General features: G+C 61.9%; 12 protein-coding genes. 4 read left to right on the top strand and 8 right to left on the bottom strand.

Annotated elements, in window-relative coordinates:
- The coding region (locus tag V5A53_RS09020) for a phosphate ABC transporter ATP-binding protein (protein WP_332313273.1) at positions 1-539 on the bottom strand (539 nt) is incomplete at its 3' end.
- Between the two features lie 277 nt (positions 540-816).
- Here V5A53_RS09020 and V5A53_RS09015 point away from each other — a divergent pair.
- Both V5A53_RS09015 and V5A53_RS09010 read left to right on the top strand, forming a co-directional pair.
- The gene (locus tag V5A53_RS09015) at positions 817-1,812 is read left to right on the top strand and encodes a PhoU domain-containing protein (protein ID WP_332313272.1); all 996 of its coding nucleotides are present in this window, start codon (positions 817-819) and stop codon (positions 1,810-1,812) included.
- Between the two features lie 54 nt (positions 1,813-1,866).
- Positions 1,867-2,541: an MBL fold metallo-hydrolase gene (locus V5A53_RS09010; protein ID WP_332313271.1), complete on the top strand. Its 675-nt coding sequence runs from the start codon at positions 1,867-1,869 to the stop codon at positions 2,539-2,541.
- Positions 2,542-2,569: 28 nt separating this feature from the next.
- Here V5A53_RS09010 and V5A53_RS09005 read toward each other — a convergent pair whose 3' ends face one another.
- The 5 genes from V5A53_RS09005 to V5A53_RS08985 form a co-directional block, all read right to left on the bottom strand.
- A complete protein-coding gene (locus V5A53_RS09005) occupies positions 2,570-2,890 on the bottom strand; it encodes a DUF7126 family protein (protein ID WP_332313270.1) in 321 nt (106 codons plus the stop codon).
- Positions 2,883-3,800, bottom strand: a complete 918-nt coding sequence (gene guaA / locus V5A53_RS09000) for a glutamine-hydrolyzing GMP synthase (RefSeq protein ID WP_332313269.1) — start codon at positions 3,798-3,800, stop codon at positions 2,883-2,885. Before guaA ends, V5A53_RS09005 begins: the two co-directional genes overlap by 8 nt.
- The gene (pyrG, locus tag V5A53_RS08995; RefSeq protein WP_332313268.1) at positions 3,800-5,443 is read right to left on the bottom strand and encodes a glutamine hydrolyzing CTP synthase; all 1,644 of its coding nucleotides are present in this window, start codon (positions 5,441-5,443) and stop codon (positions 3,800-3,802) included. The genes guaA and pyrG overlap by 1 nt, the downstream gene beginning before the upstream one ends.
- A 94-nt stretch (positions 5,444-5,537) precedes the next feature.
- Positions 5,538-5,681 carry a hypothetical protein gene (locus V5A53_RS08990; protein WP_332313267.1) on the bottom strand — a complete coding sequence of 48 codons (144 nt, stop codon included), beginning with the start codon at positions 5,679-5,681 and terminating at the stop codon, positions 5,538-5,540.
- Positions 5,682-6,266, bottom strand: coding sequence for an alpha/beta hydrolase (locus V5A53_RS08985; protein ID WP_332313266.1), 585 nt, complete (start codon positions 6,264-6,266; stop codon positions 5,682-5,684). It abuts the gene before it with no gap.
- Positions 6,267-6,349: 83 nt separating this feature from the next.
- On the opposite strand from V5A53_RS08985, the gene V5A53_RS08980 reads away from it, so the two are divergent.
- Entirely contained in the window at positions 6,350-7,162 is an 813-nt protein-coding gene (locus V5A53_RS08980; RefSeq protein ID WP_332313265.1) for a PspA/IM30 family protein, read from the top strand.
- Between the two features lie 5 nt (positions 7,163-7,167).
- On the opposite strand, the gene thrS is transcribed toward V5A53_RS08980, so the two are convergent.
- The gene (gene thrS / locus V5A53_RS08975) at positions 7,168-9,096 is read right to left on the bottom strand and encodes a threonine--tRNA ligase (RefSeq protein WP_332313264.1); all 1,929 of its coding nucleotides are present in this window, start codon (positions 9,094-9,096) and stop codon (positions 7,168-7,170) included.
- A gap of 786 nt (positions 9,097-9,882) precedes the next feature.
- On the opposite strand from thrS, the gene V5A53_RS08970 reads away from it, so the two are divergent.
- Complete coding sequence (locus V5A53_RS08970) at positions 9,883-10,170, top strand: hypothetical protein (RefSeq protein WP_332313263.1); 288 nt, start codon at positions 9,883-9,885, stop codon at positions 10,168-10,170.
- A 630-nt stretch (positions 10,171-10,800) separates the two neighbouring features.
- Here V5A53_RS08970 and V5A53_RS08965 read toward each other — a convergent pair.
- On the bottom strand, positions 10,801-11,085 hold the full coding sequence (locus tag V5A53_RS08965) for a ribbon-helix-helix domain-containing protein (protein ID WP_332313262.1): 285 nt from the start codon (positions 11,083-11,085) through the stop codon (positions 10,801-10,803).
- Positions 11,086-11,320 lie beyond the last annotated feature (235 nt).

Here is an 11,320-nt window from a genome sequence, read left to right as displayed (position 1 = left end):
GAGAGGTCCAGCCCCGAGGAGCCGAGCTGATCTTTCACCTCGTCCCACAGCGCCGCCCCGCGGAGGGATTCCTCGACGCGCTCGTCGATGTCGCCGTCGTAGCCCTGTATCTTCAGCCCGTAGGCGACGTTATCGCGGATCGACTTCGGGAACGGGTTCGGCTTCTGGAACACCATGCCGACCTTCCGGCGGAGGGCGACCGGGTCGACGTCGTCGTCGTAGACGTTCTTGTCGTACAGTCGGAGGTTCCCCTCGACGCGCGCGGCGTCGATGAGGTCGTTCATACGGTTGATACACCGCAGGAACGTGGATTTCCCACAGCCGGAGGGGCCGATGAGCGCCGTCACCTGCTGTTCTGGAATCTCCATCGAGATGTCGTTCAGCGCCTGGGTTTCGTCGTACCAGACGCTGATGTTCTCGGCTTCGACGATCGTTCTGCCCGTGCCGTCGCGCCCCGTGTCTTCGAGGCCGGCGACCGGGGAGTCGGCGAGCGATTCCGGTTCCGATTCAGTCTCGGTGAACGTGTTGTCCGAACTCATTGTCAGTTGGTCTCGTTTCCGTCTCGGGCCGCATCCGCACGCGATCGACCCCGAGCCACGCGCCTACCCGTGCGTCGTTGTTCGCAACGGGTATCCGAGTACCTAAATACCCATCTATGATTTCTATATAGTTCTATGTTCTCGAAGCAGCTGTCGACCGACATCCTGGTTCGCGAATCGATGCTGACTCGAGTGGTACTGGTATGGCGGTCTTAGAAAACGCGTTTCGTCTATATATCCCAGTAGTAATTTATATCCCTCCACTCATAGCCGTGATATGGAAACCCGAAAGGTGCAGGTTACGGGTGGGTCTACCTACACCGTCTCGCTGCCCAAGGAGTGGGCGACGAAAAACGACGTCAGCGGTGGGAGCGTCGTCGAGTTCTATCCAGAGGACGATTCCTTACTCTTGACGCCCCGTCGCGAGGAAGAGAAGGTAGAGGGGACGCTCGATATCACCGGCCTCGAAGACGACGAATTGATGCGAGCGGTCGTGACGATGTACGTCAGCGGCTTCGATATCATCACGCTGGAGACCCAACAGGTCACCGCCGCCCAGCGGCGCACGATTCGGGAGGCCACGCAGGGACTCGTGGGTCTCGAAGTCATCGGCGAAACCGCCGAACGGGTCAAACTGCAGGACCTGCTGGATTCCTCCGAGTTGTCGATCCACAACGCCATCACGCGGATGCGACTCGTCTCGACGACGATGCTGGCCGACGCCGTCACCGCCCTCCTGGAGGACGACGACGACCTCGCGGCCGACGTGGTCCAGCGCGACGACGACCTCGACCGCCTGTGGTCGATGGTCTCCCGCGTGTTCCGGTCGGTCCTTCGGGACCCATCGGCGGCCGCGACCATCGGTCTCGACCGCGAGACCTGCTTCGATTACCACTCCAGCGCCCGCCAGCTCGAACGGGTCGGCGACCACGCCGCCAAGATCGCCACCCACGCCGACACGCTCGGATTGCCGCCGGAAGACGCGGCCGACGCGCTTCAGGACCTCCACGACGAGGCGACCGAGATCATCGGAATGGCGATGGACGCCCTGCTGGAGGAGGATTCCGACCGGGCGACCCGCCTCGCCAACGACGCCCGCCAGCGCGTGACGAAGATCGACGAACTCTCCCGGCGGGTCGACGACGAAATACGCGAACTCGAACCCCAGCAGGCCCAACTGCTCGGCCTCATCGTCGACTCGCTGTCGCGGAGCGCCGACTACGGCGGCAATATCGCCGAAACCGCCCTCCAGAAGGCCGCCCCGAAGCCGTAGCCGCCCGGCGGGATTCGCCGTCGTATTTTACTTGTCCGCGGCCCAGCGGTCGATATGGTCACGGAACTTCGCGATGGGGTGTGGTGGTACGAGGCCAGCGGCGTCAACGCCTACTTCGTCGCCGACGGCGACGGCGTGACGCTCGTGGACGCGGGGACGCCGTTCGATACCCTGACGGTCGAAACTGCCGTCGAAGAGGCCGGCTTCGGTCTCGGGGACATCGAGCGAATCCTCGTCACGCACTACGACATCGACCACGTCGGGTCGATAGCCAAACTGGCAATCGACGCTCCCGTCTACATCGGCCGTGCGGACGCGCCCTTCCTGACGGGCGAAACGCAGCCGTTCCCCCGGAACATCAAGCGCTTTACCCAGTTCGTCGCCGGCCCCTTCGTGCCGGAGGTCGCCGCCGACAGGGTCCACCCGGTCGCGGATGGCGACGCAATCGGCGGCTTTTCGGCCTACCACACGCCGGGGCACACGCCGGGCCACACCGCCTACGTTCACGGGGACCTGGAGGCGGCCTTCCTCGGCGATCTGGTCATCGAGCGGGGCGGCGAGTTGCGGCCCGCACCGTGGTTTATCTGTGACGACCCCGACGCCGTCGAGCGGAGTATCGAGTCGTTCGCCGCGGCAGCCCCGGAGTTCGAGGTCGCCGCGATGGGTCACGGGATTCCCTTTAAAAGAGGCGGGAGTGACCGTCTGCGCCGGTTGGCCGGTTCCCGCTAGGCTGCGTCGAATGGGGTAAAAACAGTAGTTAGACGAGTTCTTCGGCGACGGCCTCGGTGTCGAGCAACTCGGGGTCGACGATGTGGCCGGCCTGTCCCTTGACGAACTCCGGGACGGAGTCGCGGGTGTAGAAGACGACCCGCACGTCGGGGTTGAGGTCCGTCGCGATGGGGACCGAGGTCGCGAGGCCGGCATCGGTGATGACGATGATGTCGGCGTCGACGATACCCGCCTCTTCGAGGGCGGGCCGGTTTGCCGTCCCCTCGGCATAGGAGACGTCCGCACCGTTGTCTTCGAGCGCTTCGCCGAGTTCGTCGGGGTCGCCGCCTGCGATGATTACCTTACTCATATTCGATGGTTGCCGGGGGTTTGTGGGTCACGTCGTAGACGACGCGGGAGACGTTATCCAGCGTGCCCGTGATGCGGGACTGGATGCGCTGAAGCGTCTCCCAGTCGATCTCCTGTGCGCGGGCGGTCATGCCGTCTCGGGATTCGACCGACCGAACCGAGACGACCCAACCGTGGACACGGTTGTCGCCCTTGACGCCCGTCGCCTTGCCGAGGACGGCGGCCAGCGCCTGCCACGGGTCGTATTCTTCGAGTTCCTCCTCGATGATGTGGTTGGACTCGCGGGCGACCTCGAGTTTCTCCTCGGTCACCTCGCCGAGCACGCGGATGGCGAGGCCGGGACCGGGGAACGGCATCCGCTCGGAGACGACATCTTCGAGGTCCAGCGCGCGGGCGACCTCCCGAACCTCGTCCTTGTAGAGGTCGCGCATCGGCTCGACGATGCCCTCGAAATCGACGACCTCGGGGAGGCCGCCGACGTTGTGGTGGGACTTGATGGTCCCCTCCGACTCGATGCGGTCCGGATAGATGGTCCCCTGGACGAGGTAGTCGGCGTCGACCTCGTTGGCGACCGTCTCGAACTCACGGATGAACTGCTCGCCGATGGCGTGGCGCTTCTCCTCGGGGTCGGTGACGCCCGAGAGGGCGTCGAGGAACCGGTCGCGCGCGTCGACGATGCGGAGGCTCTCCATGTAGTCGAACGTCTCGCGGACGCCCTCGGTTTCGCCCTTGCGCATCAGTCCGGTGTCGACGTAGACGGGGGTCAACTGGTCGCCGACGGCCTCGTAGGCCAGTGCGGCGGCCGTCGATGAGTCGACGCCGCCCGAAAGGGCGATAACCGCGTTCGCGTCGCCGATTGCCGCGCTGATCTCCTCGATCTTCTCGTCGATGAATTCGTCGGTGTTTACCATTATGCGGTCACCTCTTCGGTGGATTCGGTTTCCTCAAGAATCGTCTCGAGCATCGCGAGGAAGGGTGGGGAGGCCCGGCCCGGCCGAGAGCGGAACTCGGGGTGGAACTGCGTCCCGAAGAAGAACGGATGCTCGGGAAGTTCGAGGATCTCCATCCGGTTGCCGGCGCGGCCGGAGAAGACGAGGCCGGCGTCTTCGAGGTCGTCGATGTATTCGGGGTTGACCTCGTAGCGGTGACGGTGACGCTCCGTGCAGGAGGTGTCCTCGTAGATGTCGTGGGCCATCGTGCCGGGTTCGATATCGGTCTCGTGGGCACCGAGACGCATCGTGCCGCCCATGTCCTCGATCTCGTACTGTTCGGGCAGGATGTCGATGACGGGGTGGGGGGTGTCCTCCTCCATCTCCGCGGAGTGGGCGCCCTCGAAGCCACAGACGTTGCGGGCGAACTCCACGACGGCCATCTGGAAGCCGAGACAGAGGCCGAGGAACGGGATGTCGTTCTCGCGGGCGTACTGGACGGCCTCGATCTTGCCCTCGGTCCCGCGGGCGCCGAAGCCACCGGGGACGATGATGCCGTCGGCCTTCTCCATGCGTTCGGCGTGGTCGTTGTCCATCTCGTCGGCGTCGACCCACAGGACGTTCACGTCGGTGTTGGTCTCGAAGCCGGCGTGTTTGAGCGATTCGTGAATCGATAGGTAGGCGTCTTCGAGGGCGTACTTGCCGACCAGGGCGATGTTGACCTCGTCGGTCGTCTCCTGTGTGACGATGTCGCGCCACTCGTTTTCGCGTTCGTCGGCCGGGATGGCCTCGTCGGCCAGGTTCAGCCGCTCCATGACGTACTCGTCGAGGCCTTCCTCTTCGACCATCAACGGGACGTGATAGATGTCCTCGACGTCGGGATTCGAGAAGACGGCGTCGGTCGGCACGTCGCAGAACAGCGCGATCTTCTCCTTCGTTTCGGGGTCGAGTTTGTCCTCACAGCGGCCGACGAGGATGTCGGGCTGGAGGCCGATAGAACGGAGCTCCTTGACGGAGTGCTGGGTGGGCTTGGTCTTCTGCTCGCCGTTCTTCGAGTAGGGGACGAGGGTAACGTGGGTAAAGAGGATGTCCTCGTCGTCTTCCTCGTGGGCGAACTGTCGCAGGGCTTCGAGGTAGGGCATCCCCTCGATGTCCCCGACGGTCCCGCCAACCTCGATGAGACAGACGTCGTGGCCCTCGGCGGCCTCCCGAATTCGGCGTTTGATGTCGTCGGTGATGTGGGGAATGATCTGGACGGTGTCGCCGAGGTAGTCCCCGGCCCGTTCCTTCTCGATGACGTGGCGGTAGGTCTTGCCCGTCGTGATGTTGTGGTCGAAGGTCATGTCGATGTCGAGGAACCGTTCGTAGTTCCCGAGATCGAGGTCGACCTCCCCGCCATCCTTCAGCACGTAGACCTCCCCGTGCTGGTAGGGGTTCATCGTCCCCGCATCGACGTTGAGATACGGGTCGATTTTCACGGCCGTCACGTCGAAACCGGCGTTGGCGAGCAAGCGCCCCGTGCTCGCCGCTGTGATGCCTTTGCCCAGGCCGGACATCACGCCACCGGTGACGAAGATGAACTTGTTCCCCAGTGTGGGGTCGTAATCAGTAAGCTCCGTCGGCATACCGATGGTGCGCGAGCGTCGGCCAAAACGGTTTCGACACCCACCCGGTTCGGGCCGGCCTGCCACGCCAGCGAGTGACGGCCGACTCGGGGGACTACAACCCGGCTTCCCGTTTCGTGGCCTCCATCAGCCCCTCGTCGGTCGCGACCAGCACCCACACCCAGCGACAGCGGCGGTCGACGACGAGGGTGAGGTTCCACGACGGGTGGTCGAACAGGCCGTTGATACGCGCCTGCACCTACATAAGAAGTGACGCCACCGTCTCGGCGACCTTCGCCGTCTGGCCGACGAAGAAGTGATCGGCACCCACGGCCTCGACAGTGCCGCCACGGGCGCGGACGCGCTCGGCGACTGCCTCGGCGTCGACCGTCGTATCGCGTTCGCCGTAGACCACGCCGACGGGACAGTCGATGTGGTCGATGGCTTCGACCGCGTCGATGTCGGCGTTGATGTTGGCCGCTGGCGCGAGAGCGGCCACGGCGAAGGGCGACCGCCCCGCCTCGCTTTCGCGGGCCGCGGCCACCAGCGCCAGACAGCCGCCGAAACTGTAGCCGAACAGGCCGACGCGGTCGTATCGGTCTCGCGCCCACGCGTAGGTGTCTCTCGTGTCGGCCAGTTCGCCGTCGCCTTCGTCCCACGCGCCGTAATCGAACCGGAGACAGGCACAGTCGAGCGCGTCGCTGACCGCTCGTAACTTCGGATCGGTCCGACTGCCGCCCATCTGTGGGTGCGGCGGGCAGGCGACGACGCAGGTGTCACTGTCCGGTGAATCCAGCGTCCCGCGAACGTCGCGGTCCGACGGTACCAGTACGGATTCGCTCATAGCGGGCCTTCGGGGCACGCCGACTTGAGCGTGTCCGGTCGGCCGCGTAGCGTTTTAAGGGCCGTGACGCACAATAGCCGGGTATGGGTATCCTCTCGCGGGCCTCCTACGTCATCCGGTCGAAAGTGAACGCGCTGTTGAACCGTGCTGAAGACCCCCACGAGACGCTCGATTACTCCTACGAGCAGTTGCGTGACGAACTCCAGAACGTCAAACAGGGCATCGCCGATCTGACGACGCAGAAGAAGCGCCTCGAAATCCAGAAACGCCGCCTCGAGGAGAACGTCGACAAACACAACAAGCAGGCCAGACAGGCCGTCGAGCAGGGCCGGGACGACCTCGCGCGGAAGGCTCTCGAGAAGAAGAAACAGAAGATGTCCCAGATCGAGGACCTCGAGGCACAGATCGCCAACCTCCAGAACACGCAGGACAACCTCGTCGAGAAGAAGAACGAACTGCAGAGCCGGATTCAGCGGTTCCGCACCGAAAAGGAGACGATGAAGGCCCGCCATGACGCCGCCAAGGCGAGCGCCCGCGTCAGCGAGGCCATGACCGGCGCCGGCGACGAGATGGAGAACATCAACCGCTCCATCGAGCGGGCCCGCGAACAGACCGAGGAGATGGAAGCCCGCTCGGCCGCGATGGACGAACTCGAGGAAAGCGGGGCCTTCGAGAGCGCGCTTTCGGACGGCGACGAGATCGACCAGGAACTCGAAGAGATGCGCCGCGAGGGCGAAGTCGAGGCCGAACTGGAGACGCTGAAGTCCGAAACCGGTGCGGAGGGTGAAGCCGAACCAGCAGCGGCCGACACGGAGGCCGACGCCCCCTCCTCGGACCCCGAAATCGAGGCCGAACTCGAGGAGATCAAAGAAGAAGACGAGGACAAAGAGGAGTAGTTGCGCTACTCGTTGATGAAGTCGGGTTCGACCCGTTTGTCGTCGATCTCGGATTCGAGGTGTTCCCGGAACGCATCGACTTCGACGTCCTTCTTCTCGTTCTCGAAGCGGTCACGGACCGAGACGGTGCCGGCCTCTTCCTCGTTGTCGCCGACGACGAGCATGTAGGGGACGCGGTCGTCGTGGGCGGTCTGGATCTTCTTGCCGACCGTCCACGAGCGGTCCTCGATCTCGACGCGGAAATCGCCGAGATAGCGGTTCTTGAGTTGCTTGGCGTAGCCGATGTTGTCGTCGGAGACGGGCAGGATGCGCACCTGCTCGGGCGCCAGCCACGTCGGGAAGTTGCCGTTGAAGTGCTCGACGAGCACCATGAAGAAGCGCTCGTAACTGCCGTAGAGAGCGCGGTGGATCATGACCGGGCGGTGTTCCTCGTTGTCCTCGCCCGTATACGAGAGGTCGAACCGCTCGGGCATGTTGAAGTCGAGTTGAACCGTCGGGCCATCCCACTTGCGCCCCAGCGCGTCTTCGAAGGCGAAGTCGATCTTCGGGCCGTAGAAGGCGCCGTCGCCCGACTCGATGTCGTAATCCATGCCGCTGTCCTGGAGGACCGACCGTAGCTGGTTCTCGGCTTGCTCCCAGATCTCGTCGCTGCCGACGGACTTCTCGGGGCGCGTCGCGAGGGCCACCTCGTAATCGAGGTCGAACGTGTCGAGGACCTCGTTGATCTGGTCCATGATGGTGTTGACCTCCCGCTCGATGGATTCCGGCTTGACGAACAGGTGGCCGTCGTCGATGGTGAAGGCCCACACCCGCGAGAGGCCCGATAGTTCGCCGCGCTGTTCCTTGCGGTAGACCTTCCCGTTCTCGGCGTAGCGGATGGGCAGGTCGCGATACGACCAGTTGCCCTGATCGAAGATGGTCGCGTGACCGGGGCAGTTCATCGGCTTGAGACCGTATTCCTCCTCGTTGACGTCGAGGAGGAACATGTCGTCGACGTAGTTGTCGTAGTGGCCGGACTTCTTCCAGAGTTCCGTCCGGAAGAGATGCGGCGTCTCGACGAACTCGTAGCCCTCGTCGTCGTTCAGTTGGTCGACGAACCCCTCCAGTTCCCGGAGGATTCGCTTGCCGTTGGGGTGATATAGCGGCAGCCCCGGCCCCGTCGTTTCGGGAATCGAGAACAGGTCGAGTTCCTGGCCGAGTTTCCGGTGGTCGCGTTCCTTGGCCTCCTCGCGACGTTCGAGGAAGGCTTCGAGGTCCTTCTCGGACTCGAAGGCCGTCCCGTAGACGCGGGTGAGCTGTTCGTTCTCCTCGTCGCCGCGCCAGTAGGCGGAGGCGATGTTCAGCAGTTCGACGGCGCCGATCTCGCCCGTCGACTCGACGTGGGGGCCCTGACAGAGGTCCTGCCAGTCGTCCTGCACGTAGAAGGAGACGGTCTCCTCGCCGGCGGCTTCCTCTGCGAGGATCTCCTGCTTGTAGCGGTTGTCCTCGTAGAGGTCGAGGGCTTCCTCGCGGGAGCGCTCGACGCGCTCGATGTCGTAGTCGGCCTCGATGATGTCGTACATCTCCGCCTCGATGTCCTCGAGGTCGTCGGCGTCGAGGTCGACGTTCGTCACGTCGTAGTAGAACCCCTCCTCGGTCGGCGGGCCGATGGCCAGTTTCGCCTCGGGGTGCAGACGCTGCAGTGCCTGCGCGAAGACGTGGGCCGCGGAGTGTCGCAGCACCTGCAGGTACTCGTCGCTCTGGTCGGTGACGATGACGAGTTCCGCGCCGTCCTCGAGTTCGTCGTACTTCGAGACGAGGTCGCCGTCGACGACGCCCGCTACGGTGTCCTTGCCGAGGCCCGGTCCGATCTCGTAGGCCGCGTCCTCTACGGTGGCCCCCGACTCGAGTTCGAGTTCGGAGCCGTCCGGCAGCGTGACAACGATATCGCTCATGCCCGAGTTAAGCCAAGGCGGGCGGATAAGTGTTTAGAGATGCGCGAGGGTGACCGGAGGGAACCCTCGACCGATCGAGCGGCGTAGCCGCGAGACGATGGTGGGTGTTATAGAGTCTCACACAGGCGTCAGGAAGTGGCCGGTAACACGATCTATCCAATCCGTTTTGTCCCCGAACCAATGTACGACTGGTTCGGTCGATGCAGGTGAGCGATGTAACGGAACCTGTGGCAACATACCTGATTCCTACCACAAGTGGCGTGCAAGATACAGAGTATGGGTTCAGCAGTCCGTTACGGGTGATTTTGCGCAGACACCGGTACATCAACTCTTGAGAAATGCCGTCTGTTGGCTACCGATCTGTCAATTAACGTCCCTGAACTGAGGTATTTCTCTACGCGGGTGTAATCATATCTGGTTCATCTGAACGAGACTGGATCGTATGTCCACATTCGGGACATTCGTAGTCGAGATGGGTGGAGTGGACGTGGATGATCCAGTCTCCATTAATGCAACTTTCGTGGGTACAAGTCGGACAATAGAGCGTTGCCTTGTGAGGCAGCTGCCGCTCAGCGTGGTTGTTGGAGGGAACCATTATCTATACTATGGCTTGTATCGGGATAACGATGCCGTTGTCCATCCGCCATCCAGCTTACAATCGCGTTCGCAGCTCCGAAAACGGTTGATTTGAAGCGTAACTGTCGGCTAATTTTTACCAAGAATATTCTATAAATTGCATGGTGTGTCAGGCTAGAACTTATTATGTGCAAGTACCTAACTCTTAGTATGTCCTCCTTACCGCTGCTGAACGAGCGGGAGTTAGATTATTTAGTGGCCTACTCGCTCAGTAGTGAAGAGGAGATGAGCGAGGCGATCGTAAATGCCTTCCATGCTATCAATATCGATGCGTTCGAGAAACCGACAACGCTCGTTGATTGGGTCAACCCTGACGTCTTCGAAGACATCCAATGGACTGACCACCCGGTCTATCTGAGTACACGCATCTGGGGGCACCGGGTGGTCCTGACCGGCGATGAGGTTCGAATCTACCCCTCCGAAAGTTTCAGTGAGTAGGTGTCACCGATTCTGTACCTGATACTTCCGTAACAGCTGCTACTCAGGCTCTCGAAACGACAAATTCGAGGCTTTTAAGCGAGGAAATACGCACCTGTTCTGATTGTAGCTCAATGACGAGGCCCGTCGAGACTGCGGACTGAATGCCCGTTGGCGACAAGAACGATTCCAAACGATAAATATACTCCCTATACCGGCCGATTCGGTTCCGTCCAAGCAGTTTGAGTAGAGTCCAAGACTCGCGCCCTCCATCTTGCACGCCGCTCAGAATATCTATCGGAATTGGTAGGGATTCAGGCGGTCGATACGCAGGCTCGACCGAGCGGCTAGTCAGGCCAATCCAGCGTGAAAGAAAAATGAACGCACGCCACCGGTGGTAAAGCCTTGTCGAGACCTTCAGTCGTAGAGATATTGCCGAGTATCTTGCAAACGTCTCAGCCTCCCGCGGGCGGTCTGGAAGTACAGTTAATGAATGTAGGGTACGTATTGGTAGCATGGCTCAGTCTCGATTCACTCCCCATCTCGAATTGGAAGGGCTTTCTCCAGACGAGGCCTTCGGCATTCTGGGGAACGAAATCCGGTTGGAGATCATCCTGTGCTTTCGAGGCGAGTTCCCACGTCCAGTCGCCGTCACTCATCGCCGTCCGTGCCGAACCGCTCTCGGACCTCTTCGGCGCTCATCGTCCGCCCCTCGCGGATATCCTCTTCCGCTTCGAGGAGCGCTACGAGTTCGTCGCGGTCGAACGTCGGGAACTCGATTGCATCGCGCAGTGTATACCGGATGAACTCGCTCCGACTGTTGAAGCCGCGCCCCTGCCATGTCCCGTCTATCTCATCGAGGAACGACTGTGTGACCTTGAAGTTCACCGTAACTATCTCATCGTCGCCATCGTTTTCGGTAGCTGCTCCGGACATACGTTAGTATTACGTGCGTCTTACTAAATCTGTTTCGCTAGCAGGTACAGCTCCTCGTGAGAGGAACGAAGCGTGGTTCTTACAACAGTTGGCGTGACCGCATGTACAGCAGATCGGGTCGAATCTTCCGGCTGCCCGTCGAGTCCAAAAATTCGGACGGTGGCGCGAGAACCTACACGCCAATCCGCTAATACACGGCTAGAAGATCTATAGCCGCTGATATTCTGCCTATCGA

Source organism: Natronomonas sp. (assembly GCF_036625485.1).
Lineage (GTDB): Archaea > Halobacteriota > Halobacteria > Halobacteriales > Haloarculaceae > Natronomonas.
The sequence above is the reverse complement of the archived record's forward strand: the minus strand, read 5'-3'. Positions and strand labels throughout refer to the sequence as shown.

Bases quoted from the DNA above. Each gene is read 5' to 3' on its own strand.
- V5A53_RS09005 (WP_332313270.1), bottom strand. From the start codon at position 2,890: ATGAGTAAGGTAATCATCGCAGGCGGCGACCCCGACGAACTCGGCGAA.
- V5A53_RS08970 (WP_332313263.1), top strand. From the start codon at position 9,883: ATGTCCTCCTTACCGCTGCTGAACGAGCGGGAGTTAGATTATTTAGTG.
- V5A53_RS09015 (WP_332313272.1), top strand. From the start codon at position 817: ATGGAAACCCGAAAGGTGCAGGTTACGGGTGGGTCTACCTACACCGTC.
- V5A53_RS08980 (WP_332313265.1), top strand. From the start codon at position 6,350: ATGGGTATCCTCTCGCGGGCCTCCTACGTCATCCGGTCGAAAGTGAAC.
- V5A53_RS09010 (WP_332313271.1), top strand. From the start codon at position 1,867: ATGGTCACGGAACTTCGCGATGGGGTGTGGTGGTACGAGGCCAGCGGC.
- thrS (WP_332313264.1), bottom strand. From the start codon at position 9,096: ATGAGCGATATCGTTGTCACGCTGCCGGACGGCTCCGAACTCGAACTC.
- V5A53_RS08965 (WP_332313262.1), bottom strand. From the start codon at position 11,085: ATGTCCGGAGCAGCTACCGAAAACGATGGCGACGATGAGATAGTTACG.
- pyrG (WP_332313268.1), bottom strand. From the start codon at position 5,443: ATGCCGACGGAGCTTACTGATTACGACCCCACACTGGGGAACAAGTTC.
- guaA (WP_332313269.1), bottom strand. From the start codon at position 3,800: ATGGTAAACACCGACGAATTCATCGACGAGAAGATCGAGGAGATCAGC.
- V5A53_RS08985 (WP_332313266.1), bottom strand. From the start codon at position 6,266: ATGAGCGAATCCGTACTGGTACCGTCGGACCGCGACGTTCGCGGGACG.